Genomic DNA, 21,518 nt, shown 5'->3' on the forward strand with positions numbered 1-21,518 from the left:
GTTAGCCGGCGTCCTCATGAAGGCTTTCGCGCACCAGGCTCACGAAGTGCAGCAGGAAGACACCCATCACTGCGAGCATGCCGCCGAGCACCACGCCGAGGGCGAGAATCAGGGCGCGGCTGGTGCCTTGTTGCTCGAGGCTCTGCACGGCAACCTGGGCAGTCTCACCTGGCATGAGGCCTTCCAGTTCGGCTTCAAGCTGGAATTTGCGTTTCAAGGTTCTGCTGAGCAATTCGGTATTGACAGCATCGCTTGATTGAGATCGTTGGCCGATAGTCTCGTCGACACTAGCGAGTTGACTTTCTAGAGTCTGGCGCCTCCGTTCCAGGAGATGCTGCTGGCCGTCGGCCAGACGTTCGAGCAGGGCCTGGTGATGGGCCTTTACACGATCCACTTGAGCCTCGGGAGCGGCAGTGGCGAGCTTGACGGTCTGCGTATTTTCGGGGGTCGAGATCTCGGTCTCAAAGGGCAGCCGTTGCAGGCCTTCGTCGTCGATCAGCTCGCGGGTCACCGGGCCGAGGTAGAGAGTCTGCGCGCGTGCAACGAGCGAAGCCGGAGTCTCCAGCGGCTGGCCAGCATCGCGTTCGGCCACTTGGTATATGGATGTATAAGTGAAGACCGGAGTCTGCATCAAAGCGTAGGCCAGGGCCATCAGCACCACCACCACGAAGATGCCCGCCATGGCCTTCCAACGCCGCACCAGCAGCTTGGCAAGGTCGATCAGCGAGATTTCATCGTCGGCGTAGTGGGCAGTGGTCGGTTCTCGAGGGGGTGGAGACGACGGAGTAGAAGTCATGGCATCTCGATATTCTGGGGATGGGAGATATCTTTCGGGCACGCTACCGCCCGGGGATTATGCACCGGGCGCCTTCCCATGCCCTGATTCAGGTAAGTGTTTGAAGCCGCGAAGTATACAGCATCCTGTCTGGCCCGCCCATTGTAGCCGGCTGGCTACACCTGTCGGCAGCCGTTCCGGCGTCGCTGTACGCCCGCTTCGATTATCCTCAGCAGCGAGCAGGTCTCGCTTTACATCGCCCGGCGAGCCCGCAACACTGGCACTATGTAACAAAATGCAACCAGGCCAGCCCTGCGCCGGAGAGACGCAATGACACAGACCGCCGCCCCCAACCGCCGACTGATCGCCTGGTTCATCGGCACGACGCTGTTCACCTTTACAGTGCTGATGCATATCACCTTCCCGAACCTTGGCGGCACAGGGCTGCGCATGCCGCAGAACGCCACGGTGTGGATGGGCTTCGGCGTGATGATGGCCATCGCCATGTGGCCGGCTGCTCGCGGCACGATTCGCTACAGCAACTTCCATATCGGCCTGGGGTTACTGCTGCTGGCCCTGTGGCTACCCTTCCTGTGGAGTTGGAACGACGCCTCACTGATCGCCCTGCCGCGGATGCTGACGGTGACCGCCGGGGCCATCCTGTTGCTGGGCCTGGCCCAGCTGCAGCTGACCCGGCGCGACTGGTGGTGGCTCGGCTTCGCGATCCTGCTCGGTGCCCTGCTGGAGACCGCGCTGAGCTACGTTCAACTCTACTGGCTGGAGCCGGGCAACTGGCTGGGCTACGACGTGGCGCGTCGCCAGCCCTACGGCATCTTCCAGCAGCGCAACGTGCTGGCGAGCTTCCTGGTCACGGGGCTGGCCGTCTCAGCCTGGCTGCTCGGCGAAGCCTGGAAGTCCTGGCAGCGCGCGATCACTCTGCTGGCTCCGCTGTGCATGCCCGCCATCCTGTGGTTCAACGGCTCATTGACCGGATGGCTGGCGGCATTGATCGTCATCCCGATGCTGCTTATCCACCTGAGAGGTCTGGATTCTTCTCATTTCAAGCGATGGGGCGGCGCCCTGGTCCTGGGTTGCCTGTTGGCGGGTGTGCTCTGGACTATCGAAATGGCGGGACTGCCCCGCAGCGCCGACTCGATTGCCAACAACACCGGCGCGAGGTGGCACGTCTATACCCACTCGCTGCGAATGATCGCGGAACACCCCCTTGCCGGCTGGGGCTATGGGCGCTTCCAGCATGACTTCCTGTACAGCTTCGCCGACTGGCGCGCTGCCCAGCCGATCAATCAACCGGAGATCGTCGAGCCCTATATACGTCAGACCTTCTCACATCCCCATAACGAGCTGCTGTTATGGGGAGTCGAGGGAGGCCTGCTGCCTATGCTAGCCATTCTCGTTTTCGGCGGCTGGGCTCTATGGCACTTTTTCACTCATAGCCCAAGAGGAGAGCGGCTTTTACTAGCCTCTCTTTTAACACCACTATCGCTTCACTCGATGACCGAACTCCCATTCTACCAAAGTCTAACAAGCTGGTTGTCATTCTTGCTTTTAATACACTTTGCTTCATGCCGATGTTGGCCAATAAAAGAAGCCAAAAATCGCTACACTTTCATAATAAAATCTGGCGCATGTGTTTTCTTGCCACTCTTCATCCTATTCACAGCCACACACCTTCACACTCTCTGGAAAATCCAAGAAATCACACATCCAGAAAGCGAAACCTCCAAGACTGACGCCATAAGCTCTATAATCAACCCTTTAGGAATTCCGGCAACGCTTGAATTTTATATAATGACCCACCAGTTGAGAATTGCCTCAAAACTTGGAGAAGAGGGATACATAAACAGATACTTAAAATGGGCCGATACTTATAGAAAAAAAAGACCCTCCCCAGAGATTTTTTTCAACATATCTACCGCGCGAGGCCTATTAGACAACAGCGCCATGCACAAGCATGAAACCTTAGAGATTGAACACTTGTTCCCTGCTTCTAAAATATCTCTAGACGGTTAACCCCTAGGGAGAGGGTCGGCGATCTCAATGGCCAAGTCCAACACATTGCCATCAGGTACGGGTACGGTGTTGCCATGACTCCTGAACTCACGCAGCACTCTGGACTGCGCGGTAGAAGCAGGAGCGCCGACACCCTCCCTGCTCTACCTACCTCTAGGGTCCCGGATGATCAGATGAGCCATAGGAGTTATCCTTTGCTGGCCGCCGAGCTTCTGCAGCAGTTCATCCGGGATCAGGGATATGGACATCAATCCACATACACAGGCGACTACGACACCGAAGATCCGCGCCGAGATCCAGGCAGCGCCTTCCAGCATCAGCGATAGCGAGCAGGTACGCCGGTACGGCTTTTCCGACTCGATCATTCGCCGCTGGCGATACCAGGATGACGTTCAGGACCGCTCGCATACCCGGCACAACCTGCTGGCTACGCTGACGGCTGACCAGGAAACCGTGCTCATCGCGGCCCGCGATTTCCTACATCTAGGCCTGGATGACTTGCTGGTGGTCGCTCGTGAGTTCCTGAATCCACAGCTGTCTCGATCAGGCCTGCACCGCATGCTGAGTGCAGCTCGTGGAGACCGTTTCACGGTGAAGAGGCAAGAAAAGAGCCGGCATGATGCCGGCTCTAAAGTACACATAAAAGCTGCCTTATCTACAATTGGACGGCAGCCATTCAGGATTACTACCCGCACTTGTACAAGCCCAGGATGCAACGTGCCCGGGATCTTGGAAGGCCGTGCCACCAGAGGCTACTGTTACAGAGGGTGCTAAAGAGACGGTTACACCCGCCACGTCACTTTGCCCATCGACAGTAATTTCACCATCAGATGCAACATTCAAATTAGTGGCATACTGGGTATCTTCGAAAGCGTTCCCACAACCAGACGGATCTTCCCCTAGTTGCGCGGCTTCAGTTACACAAGTCCTTGCACCACTAGCGGCTGTGATGATCTCCGAAGCCTTGGCGCGATTCGTATAATCCAAGTATCTCGGCAGCGCTATCGCTGCGAGAACACCGATGATCGCAATGACGATCATCAACTCAATCAGGGTAAAGCCCCCCTGCCCTGCCTTGAAATTGCCTTGCCGTGCCTGTTTCATGTCGTCACCCCTTGCTCTGCGTCAGTGGCATGCCGTCGTGCCAACATGACCTGTCCGTTGCTCGTGAACCTGTCAGCCGCGGCGCCCATTGCCGGGCGACGGAGGGACTGACACCGGGCATGCCCCATGCTGCCCTGTTGCTTACATTAAGTTACAACCTGCCAGGCTGCAAGGTCGTCATCCTCGCCAGCCCCGTTACATCAGCATTTGCCCATACCCGTGGCTGAACGACCTGGATCAAGGAAAAGGTTGAAAAGGCGTCACCTGCGGCTGGGCGCGGGGCGCGGCGGGGCGCTAGAATCGGGACAACGGAGCCACCGCAGCTATTGCCTGGAGCCTCATGAACGACTACCGCCCGCCCGCCCCGGAACAGGACGCGACACCGCATGCCGGCGAGTCGCCGCTGTCCGGTGCGGCCAACCGCCGCGGCATGCGCGGCCTCTCCCGCCGCCTGGTGGCGGAGGGGCATGTCACCGAGGCGGCGGCGACCCGCGCCGAGCAGGAGGCCCGCGAGGCCGAGGTGTCGCTGCTCGAGCACGTGATCGATTCCGGCATCGTACCCGCCCGCCAGGCGACCCTGACCGCGGCCTGGGAATACGGCCTGCCGATCATCGACCTGGACGCACTGCGCCTGGAAAGCCTGCCCGACGCCGCCGAGTTTCCGGACAAGGTGTTGCGCAAGCTGGGCGTGCTGCCGCTGACCCGCCATGGCCACCGGCTCACCGTGGCGGTGCCCTACCCCTCCACCCTGGCCCAGCTGGACGAGCTGCAGTTCGCCACCGGCCTGACGCCCGAGGGGGTGCTGGCCCCGGTGGATCAGCTGGGCCCGGTGCTCGAGGCCTACCTGGCGCGCACCGAGTCGTCGATGCTCGACGAGCTGGCCGGCGTCGATGACGCCATCGGCGAGCTCGAGTACGACGACGGCGCCACCGCGATCGACGACGACCAGCAGGCCGTGGCCGCCGCCGGCGACGACGCGCCCATCGTCAAGTTCGTCAACAAGATCCTGCTGGATGCCATCCGCCGGGAGGCCTCGGACATCCATTTCGAGCCCTACGAGACCAGCTACCGGGTGCGCTTTCGCATCGACGGCATCCTGCACGACGTGGCCCACCCACCCTTCGCCATGCGCACCCGCATCGCCGCGCGGCTGAAGGTCATGGCGCGGCTGGACATCTCCGAGCGGCGCCTGCCCCAGGACGGTGCCATCAAGCTGCGCATCTCCGGCACCCGCTCGATCGACTTCCGCGTCAACTCGCTGCCCACCGTCTACGGCGAGAAGATCGTGCTGCGCATCCTCGATCCGGCCTCGGCGCAGATCGGCATCGAGGAGCTGGGCTTCACCGCCGAGCAGCGCGCCATGTACGAGGGCGTGCTCGATCACCCCCAGGGCATGATCCTGGTCACCGGCCCCACCGGCAGCGGCAAGACGGTGACCCTCTACACCGGCATCAACATCCTCAACGAGATCGAGCGCAACATCTGCACCGCCGAGGACCCGGTGGAGATCAAGGTGCCGGGGGTCAACCAGGTCAACGTGCTGCCGCGCATCGGCCTGGACTTCGCCAGCGCCCTGCGCGCCTTCCTGCGCCAGGACCCGGACGTGGTGATGGTCGGCGAGATCCGCGACCTGGAGACCGCCGAGATCGCCGTCAAGGCCTCCCAGACCGGCCACCTGGTGCTCTCCACGGTGCACACCAACTCCGCGGCCGAGACCCTGACCCGCCTGGCCAACATGGGCGTGGCGCCGTTCAATATCGCAAGCTCGGTGAGCCTGATCATCGCCCAGCGCCTGGCCCGGCGGCTGTGCCCGCACTGCAAGCAGCCCGCCGAGATCCCCCGCGAGACCTTGCTGGCCCAGGGCTTCTCCGAGGACGAGGTGGAGCGTGCCACCCTCTTCGAGCCGGTGGGCTGCAAGCATTGCACCCAGGGCTTCAAGGGCCGGGTGGGCATCTACGAGGTGGTGCCCATCTCCGATGACATGAGCCGGCTGATCATGACCCACGGCAACTCCATGGACTTCGACGCCCAGGCGCGCCAGGAGGGGCACCCGGACCTGCGCCGCAGCGGCCTGCTGAAGGTGATGCAGGGGGTGACCAGCCTGGCCGAGGTCAATCGGGTGACGAAGGACTAACCCCAGGCGCGAGGGTCGAGGTGCGAGGCACGAGGTAGAGCACCCGCACCCGTGGCGCCTCGAACCTCAAACCTCGAACCTCAACACCATTGATCCCAGGGAACCGCTTATGGCGACCGCGACCATGCGCAAGGCGCACAAGACGAAGCTCTATCGCTGGCGCTGGACCGGCAAGGGCCCCAAGGGCCGCAAGGTCAGCGGCGAGATCATCGCCAGCAACCGCATCGAGGTCGAGAAGGAGCTCGCCGGCCAGAACATCATCGTCAAGGGCATCCGTCGCAAGAGCGGCATCGGCAGCGGCATGGGCAAGATCAAGCCGCGGGACATCATGGTCTTCGCCCGCCAGATGGCGACCATGATCCGCGCCGGGGTGCCGGCCCTGCAGGCCTTCCAGGTGGTGGCCGAGAGCATGAAGAAGCCGGCGATGAGCGCCCTGGTCCAGGAGCTGATGAACGAGGTCGCCGCCGGGGCCAGCTTCTCCGAGGCGCTGAGGCGCCATCCCGAGCACTTCGACCGGCTGTTCTGCAACCTGGTGGAGGCCGGCGAGCAGTCCGGCTCCCTGGACCGCATGCTCGAGCGGGTGGCCACCTACAAGGAGAAGGTCGAATCGCTCAAGGGCCGGGTCAAGAAGGCGCTGTGGTATCCGGCCGCGGTGATCGCGGTGGGCATCGCCGTGACCGCCCTGCTGCTGATCAAGGTGGTGCCCCAGTTCGAGAGCCTGTTCCACGGCTTCGGCGCCGAGCTGCCGGCCATGACCCGCATGACCATCCAGCTCTCGCAGCTGGCCCAGGATTACTGGCTATGGTCGCTGGGAGCCGTGGTGGCGCTGGTTTTCGTGATCCGCGGGGGCATGAAGCGCTCCGAGGCCTTCGCCTACCGGATGCACGCCCTGTCGCTGCGCATCCCGGTGATCGGCGACATCCTCGACAAGGCCTGCGTGGCCCGCTACTCCCGCACCCTGGCCACCACCTTCGGCGCCGGCGTGCCGCTGGTGGAGGCGCTGGAGACCTCCGCCGGCGCCTCGGGCAACAAGGTCTACGAGCGGGCCGTGGCCCAGGTCCGCGACGACGTGGCCACCGGCCAGCAGCTGCACTTCGCCATGCGCCTGACCGAACGCTTCCCGCCGCTGGCGGTGCAGATGGTCGGCATCGGCGAGGAGGCCGGCGCCCTGGACGCCATGCTCAACCGGGTGGCGGACTACTACGAGGAGGAGGTCGACAACAAGGTCGATGCCCTGACCTCGCTGCTCGAACCCTTCATCATCGTGGTGCTCGGCGTGCTGGTCGGCGGCCTGGTGATCTCCATGTACCTGCCGATCTTCGAGCTGGGTAGTGTGATTTGAGGGGGCACAGGCCTATGTAGGAGCGCAGCTTCGCTGCGCGAAAGGCGCCGCAGACGCCCTGAGCCCGCCCCGGACATTGGGGCCTGTCCATCGCGCAACAAGTTGCGCTCCTACAACCCCAGGGGCCGGCAGGCGCCTGGTTCCGCCCTGTGATTGGGCCCGGCTCCGTCGTGTAGGAGCGCAGCTCCGCTGCGCGAAAGGCGCCGTCAGGCGCCCGGTGCATGTTCCGAGGTTGGGCCTGTTTTATCGCGCAACAAGTTGCGCTCCTACCACCCCGAGCGCCGCAAGCGCCTGGTTCCGCCTCGTGATTGAGCCCGGCTCCGTCGTGTAGGAGCGCAGCTCCGCTGCGCGAAAGGCGCCGTCAGGCGCCCGGTGCATGTTCCGAGGCTGGGCCTGATTCATCGCGCAACAAGTTGCGCTCCTACAACCCCAGGGGCCGGCAGGCGCCTGGTTCCGCCCCGTGATTGGGCCCGGTTCCGTCGTGTAGGAGCTCAGCTCCGCTGCGCGAAAGGCGCCGCAGGCGCCCAGTGCATGTTCCGAGGCTGGGCCTGTTTTATCGCGCAACAAGTTGCGCTCCTACCACCCCGAGCGCCGCAGGCGCCTGGTTCCGCCCCGTGATTGGTCCCGGCTCCGTCGTGTAGGAGCGCAGCTCCGCTGCGCGAAAGTCGCCGCCAGGCGCCAGGCGCCCTGTGCATGTTCCGAGGCTGGGCCTGTTTTATCGCGCAACAAGTTGCGCTCCTACAACCCCAGGTCAAGACCAGCCACCGAGCCTGCCGCCCTTGCGCGACTAGGCTCCGGGCATCGGTGCCTGCATCGCCGAGACCACCACCGGCCGCAGGCGGCCGATCAACTCGTGCACCGAGACGCGCTCGCCGTAGTCGTGCTCGGCGATGTCGCGCAGGGCGTCCAGCCCGGAGAGGGTGAAGATCACCGAGCCCAGGATGAAGTGCAGCCGCCAGAAGCGTTCGGCGTCCGGCAGCTCCGGGGTGGCGCGGCGCACCAGCTCAGTGAAGCGACTGAAGACATCGCCGTACTCGGACTGGATGTAGCCCCGCAGATGCCCCTGGGCCTGGCTGTAGGCCAGCCCCAGCAGCCGCATGAACACCTTCAGGCTGTCGCGCTCGGCCGGCACCTCGAGCACCGTCCTCGCCATGGTCTCCAGCAGCTCCTCGAGGGGAATCTCGCTGCCGTCACGGGCATGGCGGGCCTCCAGCTCGTCGAGCGCACGGTGGAAGCGCTCGCTGAACGGCTCCAGGTAGCGGGCGAACACCGCCTGGATCAGCGACTTCTTGGAGCCGAAGTGGTAGTTGACCGCGGCCAGGTTGACCTTGGCCTTGCTGGTGATGTTGCGCAGCGACGTCTCGGCGAATCCGCGCTCGGCGAACAGCACCTCGGCGGTGTCGAGAATGCGCGTGACGGTATCGGGCTGAGCCATGGGCAGTCGTCCAGGGAGCGGGTCTTGTGGTTGGAAACATTTGTTTGAAAACGCCCTGAGTGTATGACAGCACAATGAATGGCTCAATCCGCTGCAGGGTGCGGCGTTTGAAACGCGACACCCCGACGCAAGCGTTCTCGCTTCCCTTTCGCCTTTTACTGGATAGAAGACCATGCTGTATACTTGACCAATAACCCCATCCGTTCCGGAGGTCGCATGTCTCGCCCCCTCACCCCCCGCCAGCAGAACGTCTACGACTTCATCGTCAAGACGATGAACGAGCTGGGCTACCCCCCGACGCGGGCCGAGATCTCCCGGGCGCTGGGTTTCAAGTCGCCCAATGCCGCCGAGGAGCACCTGCGGGCCCTGGAGCGCAAGGGGGTGATCCGGGTGATTCGCGGCACCTCCCGGGGCATCCGGCTGCCCGTCCAGGAGCAGGAGGCTGCAGCGGACGCGGCCCCGGCGAACGACGACGCTCCCCAGGGCCTGCCGATCATCGGCGAGGTGGCCGCCGGCCATCCGATCCTGGCCGCCGAGCACATCGACCGCTACTGCCCGCTGCCGCCGGAGTACTTCACCCCGCGGGCCGACTACCTGCTGCGGGTGCGGGGGCTGTCGATGAAGGACGTGGGCATCCTCGAGGGCGACCTGCTGGCGGTGCACCGCACCGAGCGGGTGCGCGACGGCCAGATCGTGGTGGCGCGCCTGGAGGACGAGGTGACCGTCAAGCGCTTCCACCGCCAGGGCCACCGGGTGCGGCTGGAGGCCGAGAACGACGACTTCGCCCCCATCGAGGTGGACCTTCGCCACGAGACGCTGGAGATCGAGGGCGTCGGGGTCGGCGTGATTCGCGGCGGCAATGGCCAGGCGCTGGGCTGATCACGGGGCCGCCGCCCGAGCGGCCGCCCTGCCCCGCCGCGGCCCCATGGCGGAGGGGCCGCGGTGAGGAAGATCCTGCACGCCGACTGCGACTGCTTCTACGCCGCGGTGGAGATGCGCGACGATCCCCGCCTGCGCGATATCCCCATCGCCATCGGCCGCTCGCGGGAACATCGCGGCGTGATCGCCACCTGCAACTATCCGGCCCGGGCCTATGGCATCCACTCGGCGATGCCCACCGCCCGAGCCCTGCAACTCTGCCCCCACCTGACCCTGCTGCCCGGCGACTTCGACAAGTATCGCGAGGTCTCGCGGCAGATCCAGGCGGTGTTCCACGAACTGACCCCGCTGGTGGAGCCGCTGTCGCTGGACGAGGCCTACCTGGACGTCAGCGAGGTGACGCGCTTCGAGGGCAGCGCCACCTGGATGGCCGAATGGCTGAAGCGCGAATGTCTGGCACGCACCGGCATCACCGTCTCGGTGGGCGTGGCCCCGGCCAAGTTCCTGGCCAAGGTGGCCAGCGACTGGGACAAGCCCGACGGCCTGACGGTGATTCCCCCGGAGCGGGTGGAGGCCTTCGTGGCCCGGCTGCCGGTGAACAAGCTGCACGGCGTGGGCCCCGCCACCGGCGCGCGCCTGGAGGCGCTGGGCATCCACGACTGCAGCGACCTGCGCCGCCTGCCCCTTGAGCGGCTGGTCAACGAGTTCGGCAAGTTCGGCCACCGGCTGTACGAGCTGGCCCGCGGCGTCGACGAGCGGCCGGTCAAGGTAGAGCGCGAACGCAAGTCGGTCAGCGTGGAGACCACCTTCGACCGGGACCTGCCGGACCTCGCCCAGGCCCGCGAGGCCCTGGCCCCGCTCCACGAGCGGCTGCGGGCGCGCCTGCAGCGCCAGGGCTCGCCGGCCATCGCCGGCATCTTCGTCAAGGTGCGCTTCGACGACTTCAGCCTGACCACCCTGGAAAGCCGCGGCCAGGCCGCCGAGCCCGACAACTTCGAGCGGCTGCTGGCCCAGGCCTGGGCCCGGGCCGAACGCCCGGTGCGCCTGCTCGGCGTCGGCGTGCGCCTGCCGCCCGAAGCCGCCCGCCAGCAATTGAGCCTGCCGCTCTGATCGATCGAGCCCCAATTCCCGGGGAGGGACCAGGGCGCCTGGCGGCGCCTTTCGCGCAGCGGAGCTGCGCTCCTACACGATGGGACCGGACCCCAAGGCTCGGGGCGGGACCAGGGCGCCTGCGGCGCCCAGGGTTGTAGGAGCGCAATTTATTGCGCGATGGATTGACCCCGAATGCTTGGATAGGAACCAGGGCGCCTGACGGCGCCTTTCGCGCAGCGGAGCTGCGCTCCTACACGATGGGGCCAGGCCCAATCACGGGGCGGGACCGGGCGCCTGCGGCGCCTTTCGCGCAGCAGAGCTGCGCTCCTACACGATGGGGCCAGGCCCAATCACGGGGCGGGACCAGGGCGCCTGCGGCGCCCAGGGTTGTAGGAGCGCAATTTATTGCGCGATGGATTGACCCCGAATGCTTGGATAGGAACCAGGGCGCCTGGCGGCGCCTTTCGCGCAGCGAAGCTGCGCTCCTACAGGCTCGGGGGATCGGCCCCTCCGTGGGGCATGGACCGGGCACCCGAGGCGCCTGGGGTTGTAGGAACGCAATTTATTGCGCGATGGACAGGCCCCAATGTCCGGGGCGGGCTCAGGGCGCCTGGCCGGCGCCTTTCGCGCAGCGGAGCTGCGCTCCTACACGACGGAGCCGGGCCCAATCACGAGGCAGGACCAGGCGCCTGCGGCGCTCGGGGTGGTAGGAGCGCAATTTGTTGCGCGATGGATTGAGCCCAATGCCCGGGGCGGGATCAGGGCGCCTGGCCGGCGCCTTTCGCGCAGCGAAGCTGCGCTCCTACACGATGGACCAAACCCCAAGGCTCGGGGGCGGGACCGGGCGCCTGGCGGCGCCTTTCGCGCAGCGGAGCTGCGCTCCTACAGGATCAGGGATCGACCCATCCATGGGGCAGGTTCGGCGCCCCGGGATCACACCCCTGCCATGCGGGCTTCACAGCCAGATCGCGTTCCAGTAGGGATACTGCAGGATGTCGTCGACCAGGCCGGCCCGCAGCGGGTTGGCGACGATGTAGCGGGCGGTGTCCTTGAGGCCCTCGTCCTCGCGCAGGGCGTGGTCGTGGTAGCCGCGCTGCCAGATGCATTCGCCGACGGCCTGCGAGACCTTGGCCTTGTAGAGCCGGACCAGGACCGGGAGCCGATCCTCGAGTTCCACCAGCCAGTGGACGTGGTCCGGCATGACGACATGACAGAGGGTGCGGCCATGCCGGCTGACGGGGCTGGCATAGAGCAGGCGGCAGGCCGCCCGGGCGTGGGCGACATCGGCGAACACGGGCCGCCGGGCCTCGGTCACCAGGGTGATATGGTAGCAGCGCCAGGCAAGCGAATGCCGCCCCTTGCGCAGGTCTCGTGCGTGCGGCGCGTCCATGCCGGCCCTCCTCGCGACATCCCCATGTGCCTTCGAGGATAGCCGAGCCGGCGCGGCCTACTTGGTGTCGATGTAGCGGTGGTCGTTGAAGGTGGCCACCCAGTCCGGGTGATAGACCATCAGGATGCTCATCAGCATGCCGGTGATGAAGGCCTCGGAGGGCATCAGCAGCGGCAGGAAGCGGGCATACTCGAGCGCCTGGTGCATGGCCTGGGGATCGGTGGCGCCGACGGCCATCAGCCCCACCGCCGCCAGGCCGCTGCCCAGGGCGGACAGCGCCGAGCCGAAGAAGGCGCAGACGAACAGGAAGACCATCAGGTTGTCCGGCAGCCGCCGGTCCACCAGGCGCCAGACCAGGCTGATCACCAGCACCGGCACCACCCCGGTGACCAGCAGGTTGACGCCGATCAGCGGCCACTCGACCCGTCCCAGCAGCACCATGGCCAGGTTGATCGCGGCCGCCGACAGCAGCGCCAGCGGGGCCTTGAACACCAGGGTCAGCAGCGCCGTGAACATCAGGTGCAGCGTCAGCCAGTCCACCGCCTGGGCGCGCAGCTGCCAGAACAGCATCACCACCACGGTGGCGGCCAGCCAGCGATGCTGCAGGCCATGGTCGGCGACCAGGGTGCGCCAGGGTCGGCGGCTCAGCGCCCGGCCGACGAACAGCAGCGAGACGATCCCGCCCAGCCACAGCACCCAGGGCGCCAGCACCAGCTCGGAAAAGGACATCGCGACTCTCCCGGCCTCGCCCCGCTCAGGCGAAGACCACCGTCTTGTTGTCGTGCACCAGCACGCGATCCTCCAGGTGCCAGCGCAGCCCGCGGGCCAGCACGGCCTTCTCCACGTCCCGGCCGAAGCGCACCAGGTCGTTGGGCGTGTGGCAGTGGCTCACCCGGTGAATGTCCTGCTCGATGATCGGGCCGGCATCCAGGTCCTCGGTGACATAGTGGCAGGTGGCGCCGATCAGCTTCACCCCGCGCCGGTAGGCCTGGTGATAGGGCTTGGCCCCGGCGAAGGACGGCAGGAAGCTGTGATGGATGTTGATCACCCGCCCGGCATAGCGCTCGCAGAGGCTCGGCGGCAGGATCTGCATGTAGCGCGCCAGCACGATGCAGTCGGCCCGGGCCTCGTCGACCAGGCGCTGGACCTCGGCGAAGGCCGGCGCCTTGTCCGCCGGATCCACCGGCACGTGATGGTAGGGGATGCCGTGCCACTCGGTGATCGAGCGCATGTCGTCGTGGTTGGAGATCACCGCGGCGATGTCGCAATCCAGCTCGTCCGCGGTCCAGCGGTACAGCAGGTCCACCAGGCAATGGCTCTCCCGGGAGACCATCAGCACCACCCGGCGACGCCGGCGGGTGTCGGTCAGCGCCCAGTCCATCTCGAACTCGTCGGCGATCGGCGCGAAGGCGTCGCGCAGCGTCTCGGCCGACATGCCGATGGAATCCGCCAGGATGACGTAGCGCATGAAGAAGCGCCCGGACTCCAGGTCGGAATGCTGGCTGGCCTCGGTGATCGAGCCGCCCTGGCCGGCGATGAAGCTGGAGACCCGGGAGACGATCCCCCGCTGGTCGGGACAGGAAACCACGAGACGATAGTAATGAGACATCGAATGACCGTTGGACAGGAAGTGACGTAGAGCCGGCCATTGTAGCGAAATCGCCGAGGCGGGTCGCGGCGCCGGCCGCGCGCCCCCGGAACTACTGGCCATGCCATCCCCTGCACGGTTACACTGCGTTACGTTCCATCACCCGTTCGAAACGACCGTGCCATTGCTCATAATACCGAAGGGACACCCCATGGCACCTTCCCCCCATCGCCGTGCCGCGAGGCAGACGGCCCGATGCCGGCCCCGCGCATCCGGCTTCAGCCTGATCGAGGTCCTGGTGGCCCTGCTGCTGCTGTCGGTCGGCGTGCTCGGCCTGGCCGGCCTGCAACTGGAATCGCTGCAGTCCAGCCATGTGGCCTACCAGCGCGCCATCGCCAGCCTGGCCGCCCAGGATGCCCAGGAGCGCCTGTGGCTGGCCTTCGCCGACAAGACCGAACGGGTAGAGTCAGACGAGGCCAACTGCCCCACCAGCGCGGAGATCGATGCCACCATGGGAGCGCCGCTCGCCGACATGTCCCCCTGGCGAGACGCCTGGAAGGACCGGCTGCCCGGCCTGGGCGCCGATCCTGTCCGGCCGGCCACCGATGACGATGGCTCGCCACTGCCGGGATGCCAGTTCACGATCACCATCGACTGGCAAGAAGGCCGTTTCGTCGATGACAAGGGCAACGCCACCGCGGCCTCGACGCTCGACTATGCCGTCCGGCTGCCTGCCAGGGTGACTTCATGACCCGCGCCCATCCCCGCACCCAGGCCGGGTTCGGCCTGGTCGAACTGATGGTCGGCATGGCCATCGGCCTGGTGATCACGCTGGGCGCCGGCACGATCTTCATCGAACTCAGCCAGTCGCAGAAGCGGACCCAGGCGCTGGGCCGGCAGCAGGCCGAGGTGACCTTCGCGATGGACACCCTGATCCGCGACATCCGCCGCGCCGACACCATCGAACGCAAGGGCGGCGAGTACACCCTGTCGTTTCCCGGCGGGGAGCCGCACCGCTACCGCATCAAGGATGGGGCCCTGGAGCAGAAGATCGACGACGGGGACTTCCAGCCGTTGCTGACCGGCGTGGTGGCGGAGGCGGACGCCGAGGCGCCGCTGATGACGCAGGACGCCTCCGCCGCTTCCTGGGGCGCCTGGCGCCTGCACCTCGAGATCGACACCGACATGGGCGGCCTGCGCCGCTTCGATATGGTCGCCGTGCAGCGGCAGGCCGCCGTCGACAAGGATGACGCATGATTCCCCGATGCATCGACAAGACGCCGCGCAGCGCCGCCCGGCAACGCCAAGGAGGGGCCGCCCTGATCGTGGTCATGGCCTTCCTGACCATCGGCACCATGGTGGCTGTGTCCAGCATGAGCGGCTCGACCACCAACGAGCGCATGGCCGGCAACTACCGACTGACCACGCTGGCCCAGATGGCCGCGGAGACGGGCGCCTCCAGGGCGATGGAGGACACGATCGAGCACGACACCGGCACGGCGTGCCGCAGCCTCGCCGAGGATGCGCGAGACAACGCCGCCAGCGTGCCCTGGGAACCTTCCGTGGCGCTTCCGAGCGAGACCGCCATCCCGCTGGGCTATCGCCAGGCACAGTGCCGACATGATGGCGACGATGCGCTGCTGATCCAGGGCATCGCCAACTACGGCCAGCCGGCCACATCGTATTCCTTGATCATCGTGGGACGACCACAGGGCAGTGGCGAGCTGCCGCTGGAAGACTATGGCGGCACCATCACCTCGGCGGGGCCAGCGGTACTGCATGGCAGGGCCGATGTCGAGAATGGCGTGCATGACAACCAGGGCACTCATAATGTCCCCGACCCCAGGGATCTGGCCGGGGATGCTACCTCCACCGGCTTTATCGCCGATATCCAGCGGCGAGCCTCGGAGGGCGACCCCGAAGTGCACTCCGCCTGCGATGCCGACGCACCGATCCCGTCCGGTACCACGCATGTCTTCTGCCAGGGGGACTTCACCGGCAACCTGAATGGCCGGTTGAACGGCTTGACCGTGGTCGCGACGGGCTCTTTCGGTTATCGAAAGAACAAGAACAAGTACGAGTTCCTGCGCATCGAGAGCGACGTATCGGCCTCGCTGGTCGCCGGCGATGCCATACGCATCAAGGGGTTCGGCAATCGCACCATTTCAGGCTTGCTCTGGAGCGGCGGCAGCCTCCACGTCCATGGCCGGTCGAATATCGTCGGGGGCGTGGTCGCCAATGGCGCCGTCCGCTTCGATGGTCGCACCATGGTGACGGGAGGCAGCCAAGCGGGAGGCGATAGCGCCGGGATGTTCTGGGAACAGCTCTGAGCCGTGTGCTCCGGCCCCGCCGAGGTTGCAGTGCAGCGCGTTGTGGGGGCCGGGGCCCTTCCCGTATAGTGATATGACATTTTCCTCGATCGCCGCCTCGATGCCACGCCCCCGCGCCCAGATTCGCCCCCGCCGCCGCTCGCCCCTGCATTTCCTGCCGCTGGGGGGCTGCGGAGAGATCGGGATGAATCTCAGCCTCTACGGCCATGAGGGGCACTGGATCGCGGTGGATTGCGGCATGATGATCCGCCAGGACCTGCCCGGCAGTCCCCTCCAGGTTCCCGACCTCGCCACCCTCGAGACGCTCGACAACGCCCCGGCGGCGCTGATCATCACCCACGGCCACGAGGATCACATCGGCGCGGCGGCCTGGCTGTGGCCGCGCTGGGGCTGCCCGATCCATGCCACGCCCCTGGCCGCGGGCCTGCTGCGTGCCAAGTTCGCCGAACGCGGCCTGCGCCAGGACGCCATCCGGGTCATCGAGCCCGGCGAGGCCCTGGAGGACGGCCCCTTCACCCTGCGCTACCTGCCGCTCACCCACTCGATCCCCGAGAGCTGCGCGTTGCTGATCGCCGCGGGCAGCCACCGGGTGCTGCACACCGGCGACTGGAAGCTCGACCCCGAGCCGCTGATCGGCCCGCCGGTCGACGCCGAGACCTACCGGGCCCTGGCGCCGGTCGACCTGGTGGTGGGCGATTCCACCAATGCGCCCCTGCCCGGCCACTCCCGCAGCGAGGGCGAGGTGGCCCGAGCCCTGGAGACGGCGATCGGCGACTGCCGCGGCCGGGTGGTGGTCAGCTGCTTCGCCAGCAACCTGGCCCGGGTGCTGGCCGTGGGCCGCGCCGCGGCGCGCTGCGGCCGCCGGGTCAGCCTGATGGGCCGCTCCATGGAGCGCATGGTCGGCGTGGCCCGCGGGCTGGGCTACCTTGACGACCTGCCGCCCCTGGTGCCGTCGGGGGATCTCGGCTACCTGCCGCCCGAGGAAGTGCTGGTCATCGCCACCGGCAGCCAGGGCGAACCCCGAGCCGCCCTGTCGCGCCTGGCCCAGGGCCGGCACCCGCACCTGGAGCTGGCCCCCGGCGACAGCGTGATCTTCTCGTCCCGGGCGATTCCCGGCAACGAGCGGCTGATCGAGCGTCTCAAGCGCGGCCTGGAACGCCTCGGCGTCACCCTGCTGGACGACGAACAGGCTCCGGCGATCCACGCCTCCGGGCACCCGGCCCAGGACGAGCTGGCTCGCCTCTACGACTGGGTGCAACCGACCCACCTGTTGCCGGTGCACGGCGAATCGCGCCACCAGCGGGCGCACCAGGCCCTGGCCGAACGCCAGGGCATCCAGGCGCCGCTGATTCCCCGCAACGGCGACCTGATCCGCCTGGATGCCGAGGGCCTCCACCGCGAGGCTCACCACCCCCAGACGCCGCGCATCATCGACCAGGATGCGGTCGCCCGCCTGCCCGGCCTGGGCGGGCAACGGGATCGCCACGGCCATCTTCACCTGGCCCTGACGGTGACCGCCACCGAAGGCGGCTGGGCCCGCATCGGCCGCCTGCTGCTGGATGCCAGCGAGGCCAGCCCCCTGGACGAGACGGCCTTCTCCGACTGGCTCGACGACTGCCTGGACGAGATCCACGCCGACTCCCTGGCCGATCTCAACCTGGCCTTGCGCCCCCGCCTGCTGGCCTGGCTGGGTGATCACCTGCACCGCTTGCCGGAGATTCACCTGCAGATCCTCGCCGCGGAGGCCGAGGCCTCGACGGGGTGAAGGGGCACGCAAGGCGTTGCGCGATCAAGGTTCGCACCATTCCCGTGGCAAGGATCCGGGCGCCTGACGGCGCTTGGGGTGGTAGGAGCGCAACTTGTTGCGCGATGGACGGAGCCCCAATTCCCGGGGCGGAACCGGGCGCCTGACGGCGCCTTTCGCGCAGCGGAGCTGCGCTCCTACAGGACCGGGAGGCGACCCATCCATGGGGCATGGCCCGGACAGCTGCGGCGCTTGGGACGGTAGGAGCGCAACGTGTTGCGCGATCGAGGTTCAAGCCCTTCCCAAGGCAGGGATCCGGGCGCCTCGCGGCGCCTTTCGCGCAGCGGAGCTGCGCTCCTACAGGACCGGGGGGCGGCCCATCCATGGGGCATGGCCCGGACACCTGCGGCGCTTGGGTCGGTAGGAGCGCCACGTGTTGCGCGATCGAGGTTCAAGCCCTTCCCGAGGCACGGACCTGGGCGCCTCGCGGCGCCTTTCGCGCAGCGGAGCTGCGCTCCTACAGGACCGGGAGGCGACCCATCCATGGGGCATGGCCCGGACAGCTGCGGCGCTTGGGTTGGTAGGAGCGCGATTTATTGCGCGATGGATTGCCCCCCCCAATGCTCGGGGCGAGATCAGGGCGCCTGACGGCGCCTTTCGCGCAGCGGAGCTGCGCTCCTACAGGATCGGGGTCAAGCCAACCGCGGGGCGGGAACCGCACCTTTCGCGCGGCGGAGCGGCGCTCCCATGGGCCGTATCGGGCCCGGAGACGCAACAAAAAACCGGAACCGACGCGCAGGCGCCGGCCCCGGAAGGACGCGAAATCGGGAAAGGGTCAGGCCTTGTCGGCGGCCTTCTTCTTGGGCGGGCGGCCGCGCTTGCGCTTCGGCTGTTCGGGCACCAGGTCGTCGAGTGACAGGCCCGCCTCGTTGATCTGTTCACGGATCTCGGCAAGCTTGCGAGCCTTGAGGTCTTCCTCTTCCTGGCGCTTGCGCTCCTCGTCATGCTTCTGCTCGATGACCTCGCCGATGACCTCGGCCAGCTTGTGGAGTTGCTCCATGCTGAGTTGACGGGCCGCGGCGCGGGCCACGTTCTTGTTGCGAGCGATGCGCTCCAGGGTCTGCTCGGACATTGCCCCCTCCGTGACGGGAATTGACGGGTGGTCGTGATGTGCCAACGCTGTCAAAAGTATATGCCCTGATACCCGTTTGGCAAGAAATGCCGGAGCGTTAACCGGCCGACTTTCTCGGCCATGAACCGCTGAACGAGGCGAAGATTGACGGCCCACAGGCCCCGCCGACTCCCGTAAAAGATCGCCGGGAAAGCCGACGGCGCCCGCCGCCGGAAAGGCGGTGACAGATCCGGGAATGCCGGCACCACCCGGCGCGCCGGGCGGCACATTCGCCACCGCATGTGGACGCCGATAGGCCCCGGCCTCGTGGTCGCTCCCCGGGGTCTGCTACCATCGATCGACTGTCCGCGTTCGCCCGCATGGAGGAGACGGCATGGAGCGCTTGCGTCGGCACCGGGTCTTCGTCATGGCCGTGGTGATCAACATCCTGGTGGTGGCGGCGGGCGTGCTGGACCCGCAGACGCTGGGCCAGTGGGCGAACCGCGGCCTGGAGGAGATCACCCGGCTGTTCGGCTGGTTCTACATGGTCAGCCTCTTCGGCTTCGTGGTGCTGCTGTTCGCGCTGGCCTTCAGCCGCTACGGCAAGCTCCGCCTGGGCCCCCAGGACAGCCGCCCCGACTACGACGTCTTCTCCTGGATCAGCATGCTGCTGGCCGCCGGGCTGGGCGTGGGCCTGGTGTTCTACGGCATGGCCGAGCCCATGAGCCACTACCTCTCGCCGCCCTTCGCCGAGGCCACGCCCGCCACCGCCGAGGCGGCCCGCCAGGCGATCCAGTACAGCTTCTTCAACTGGGGCGTGCACCAGTGGTCGGTGTTCGGCCTGGTGGGCCTGATCATCGCCTACTTCCAGTTCCGCAAGGGCCGCGCCGGCCTGGTATCCTCGGTGCTCTCCACGGTGACCCCGGCCCGCCCGCGGGGCCGCCGCTGGGCGCCCTGGCTGGATGTCTTCGCGGTGGTGGCGACGGTGATGGGCGTGGCCACCTCCCTGGGGCTCGGCGTGCTGCAGGTCAACGGCGGCCTGCATGCCGTGTTCGGGCTGCCCGAGGGCCTGGCCTGGCAGAGCCTGATCCTGGCGGTGATGTTCGCGGCCTACATGGCCTCGACCTGGGCCGGCCTCGACAAGGGCATCCGCCGCCTGTCGAACCTCAACATGCTGCTGTGCCTGGGCATGCTGCTCTACGTGCTGGTCACCGGCCCTACCCTGCGCATCCTCGAGACCATCACCCTGGGCTTCGGCGACTATCTGCAGCACTTCATCGGCATGAGCCTGCACGCCACGCCCTATGCCGACGACGCCTGGGCCAGCGAATGGACCCTGTTCTACTGGTCCTGGGCCATCGCCTGGTCGCCCTTCGTGGGCACCTTCGTCGCCCGCGTTTCCCGCGGGCGCACCATCCGCGAGTTCGTGCTGGGCGTGCTGCTGGTGCCGGCCCTGCTGGCCTGCCTGTGGATCGGGGTGTTCGGCGGGGCGGCGCTCAATCTCGAGCGCACGGCGGATGCCGGCCTGGCCGCGGCCAGCCGGGACAACGTCAACGTGGCGCTCTTCTACCTGCTGGACCTGCTGCCGATGAGCGAGCTGGCCTCGGTGGTGGCCATGCTGCTGATCCTGGTGTTCCTGGTCACCTCGGCGGACTCGGCGTCCTACATCGTCGCCCAGATGACCGACGACGGCTCGATCAACCCGCCGCTCTACAAGCGCGTGACCTGGGGCGTGCTGATCGCCGCCATCTGCCTGACCCTGATCGCCCTGGGGGGCCTGGGCGGGCTGCAGTCGGCCTCGGTGCTGTCGTCCCTGCCCTTCTCCTTCGTGCTGCTGGCCATGGCGGTGGCCCTGGTGCGGATGCTGCGCCGGGATCACGCCTCGCTGCTCAACCTGCTGTATCGCCGCCACGGCGACATCCCGGTGGGCGCCGATGCCATCGAGGCCGATCTGCTGGAGCGCGAGCAGCAGCTGCGGGCTGCCCGGCGGCGGGTGGCGGCCGAGCGGCAGGCGAGCCCGGCCCGGGAGGTCGAGCCCGAGACAGCAACAGAGACAAAGACAGAGGCCGACACCGAGGCGTCGCCGGGCGCCTGACGGCGCTTGGGGTGGTAGGAGCGCAATTTATTGCGCGATGGACGAAGCCCAAAGGCTCGGGGCCAGCCCATCCGCGGGGTGAGAACCGGGCGCCTGACGGCGCCTTTCGCGCAGCGGAGCTGCGCTCCTACACGACGGGCCAGGCCCGATCACGGGGCGGGACCGGGCGCCTGCGGCGCTCGGGGTGGTAGGAGCGCAACTTGTTGCGCGATGGACGAAGCCCAAAGGCTCGGGGGGCCAGCCCATCCGCGGGGTGAGAACCGGGCGCCTGACGGCGCCTTTCGCGCAGCGAAGCTGCGCTCCTACACGACGGGCCAGGCCCAATCACGGGGCGGGACCAGGGCACCTACGGCGCTTGGGGTGGTAGGAGCGCAACTTGTTGCGCGATGGACGAAGCCCAAAGGCTCGGGGGCCAGCCCATCCGCGGGGTGAGAACCGGGCGCCTGACGGCGCCTTTCGCGCAGCGGA

At 66.9% G+C, this 21,518-nt stretch carries 17 protein-coding genes and 1 pseudogene; 11 read left to right on the forward strand and 7 right to left on the reverse strand.

All coding sequences use genetic code 11. The features are described 5' to 3' along the window. Position 1 precedes the first annotated feature (1 nt). Complete coding sequence (locus tag QC818_RS04015) at positions 2–796, reverse strand: Wzz/FepE/Etk N-terminal domain-containing protein (protein ID WP_309651550.1); 795 nt, start codon at positions 794–796, stop codon at positions 2–4. A gap of 309 nt (positions 797–1,105) precedes the next feature. Here QC818_RS04015 and QC818_RS04020 point away from each other — a divergent pair, with 309 nt between their 5' ends. Beyond that, the gene (locus QC818_RS04020; protein ID WP_309651551.1) at positions 1,106–2,806 is read left to right on the forward strand and encodes an O-antigen ligase family protein; all 1,701 of its coding nucleotides are present in this window, start codon (positions 1,106–1,108) and stop codon (positions 2,804–2,806) included. Between the two features lie 240 nt (positions 2,807–3,046). Beyond that, positions 3,047–3,433 (forward strand): annotated as a pseudogene (locus QC818_RS04025) (IS481 family transposase); the annotation flags it as partial. A gap of 24 nt (positions 3,434–3,457) precedes the next feature. Here the strand turns inward: QC818_RS04025 and QC818_RS04030 are convergent. Beyond that, positions 3,458–3,910, reverse strand: coding sequence for a pilin (locus QC818_RS04030; protein ID WP_309651552.1), 453 nt, complete (start codon positions 3,908–3,910; stop codon positions 3,458–3,460). Positions 3,911–4,250: 340 nt separating this feature from the next. Between QC818_RS04030 and pilB the strand changes: the two genes are divergently transcribed. Continuing rightward, complete coding sequence (gene pilB, locus QC818_RS04035) at positions 4,251–6,044, forward strand: type IV-A pilus assembly ATPase PilB (protein ID WP_309651553.1); 1,794 nt, start codon at positions 4,251–4,253, stop codon at positions 6,042–6,044. A 109-nt stretch (positions 6,045–6,153) separates the two neighbouring features. Continuing rightward, positions 6,154–7,386, forward strand: coding sequence for a type II secretion system F family protein (locus QC818_RS04040; protein WP_309651554.1), 1,233 nt, complete (start codon positions 6,154–6,156; stop codon positions 7,384–7,386). Positions 7,387–8,173: 787 nt separating this feature from the next. On the opposite strand, the gene QC818_RS04045 is transcribed toward QC818_RS04040, so the two are convergent. After that, positions 8,174–8,821, reverse strand: a complete 648-nt coding sequence (locus QC818_RS04045) for a TetR/AcrR family transcriptional regulator (protein WP_309651555.1) — start codon at positions 8,819–8,821, stop codon at positions 8,174–8,176. A 216-nt stretch (positions 8,822–9,037) separates the two neighbouring features. Between QC818_RS04045 and lexA the strand changes: the two genes are divergently transcribed. Both lexA and dinB read left to right on the forward strand, forming a co-directional pair. Next, positions 9,038–9,700 carry a transcriptional repressor LexA gene (lexA, locus tag QC818_RS04050; protein ID WP_309651556.1) on the forward strand — a complete coding sequence of 221 codons (663 nt, stop codon included), beginning with the start codon at positions 9,038–9,040 and terminating at the stop codon, positions 9,698–9,700. A gap of 63 nt (positions 9,701–9,763) precedes the next feature. Then, complete coding sequence (gene dinB / locus QC818_RS04055; RefSeq protein ID WP_309651557.1) at positions 9,764–10,810, forward strand: DNA polymerase IV; 1,047 nt, start codon at positions 9,764–9,766, stop codon at positions 10,808–10,810. A 937-nt stretch (positions 10,811–11,747) separates the two neighbouring features. On the opposite strand, the gene QC818_RS04060 is transcribed toward dinB, so the two are convergent. From QC818_RS04060 to purU, 3 genes are read right to left on the reverse strand one after another with little or no spacing between them, the layout of a single operon-like run. Continuing rightward, positions 11,748–12,182 (reverse strand): REP-associated tyrosine transposase, encoded by a 435-nt coding sequence (locus tag QC818_RS04060; protein WP_309651558.1) that lies wholly within the window; start codon positions 12,180–12,182, stop codon positions 11,748–11,750. A 57-nt stretch (positions 12,183–12,239) separates the two neighbouring features. Then, positions 12,240–12,911, reverse strand: a complete 672-nt coding sequence (locus QC818_RS04065; protein ID WP_309651559.1) for an energy-coupling factor ABC transporter permease — start codon at positions 12,909–12,911, stop codon at positions 12,240–12,242. A gap of 25 nt (positions 12,912–12,936) precedes the next feature. After that, on the reverse strand, positions 12,937–13,791 hold the full coding sequence (gene purU, locus QC818_RS04070) for a formyltetrahydrofolate deformylase (protein WP_309651560.1): 855 nt from the start codon (positions 13,789–13,791) through the stop codon (positions 12,937–12,939). Positions 13,792–13,981: 190 nt separating this feature from the next. On the opposite strand from purU, the gene pilV reads away from it, so the two are divergent. The 4 genes from pilV to QC818_RS04090 all read left to right on the forward strand — a co-directional run bounded on the left by pilV (position 13,982) and on the right by QC818_RS04090 (position 17,865). Next, a complete protein-coding gene (pilV, locus tag QC818_RS04075) occupies positions 13,982–14,521 on the forward strand; it encodes a type IV pilus modification protein PilV (protein WP_309651561.1) in 540 nt (179 codons plus the stop codon). After that, on the forward strand, positions 14,518–15,027 hold the full coding sequence (locus tag QC818_RS04080) for a PilW family protein (protein ID WP_309651562.1): 510 nt from the start codon (positions 14,518–14,520) through the stop codon (positions 15,025–15,027). Before pilV ends, QC818_RS04080 begins: the two co-directional genes overlap by 4 nt. Next, on the forward strand, positions 15,024–16,100 hold the full coding sequence (locus QC818_RS04085) for a pilus assembly PilX family protein (RefSeq protein WP_309651563.1): 1,077 nt from the start codon (positions 15,024–15,026) through the stop codon (positions 16,098–16,100). The genes QC818_RS04080 and QC818_RS04085 overlap by 4 nt, the downstream gene beginning before the upstream one ends. Positions 16,101–16,284: 184 nt before the next feature. Continuing rightward, positions 16,285–17,865, forward strand: coding sequence for a ribonuclease J (locus tag QC818_RS04090; protein ID WP_309651564.1), 1,581 nt, complete (start codon positions 16,285–16,287; stop codon positions 17,863–17,865). Positions 17,866–18,679: 814 nt separating this feature from the next. On the opposite strand, the gene QC818_RS04095 is transcribed toward QC818_RS04090, so the two are convergent. After that, entirely contained in the window at positions 18,680–18,976 is a 297-nt protein-coding gene (locus QC818_RS04095; RefSeq protein ID WP_309651565.1) for an H-NS family histone-like protein, read from the reverse strand. A 373-nt stretch (positions 18,977–19,349) separates the two neighbouring features. On the opposite strand from QC818_RS04095, the gene QC818_RS04100 reads away from it, so the two are divergent. After that, positions 19,350–21,050, forward strand: coding sequence for a BCCT family transporter (locus QC818_RS04100; RefSeq protein ID WP_309651566.1), 1,701 nt, complete (start codon positions 19,350–19,352; stop codon positions 21,048–21,050). Positions 21,051–21,518: the final 468 nt, after the last annotated feature.

The organism is Halomonas koreensis, from assembly GCF_031451675.1.
GTDB classification, from domain to species: Bacteria; Pseudomonadota; Gammaproteobacteria; order Pseudomonadales; family Halomonadaceae; genus Halomonas; species Halomonas koreensis.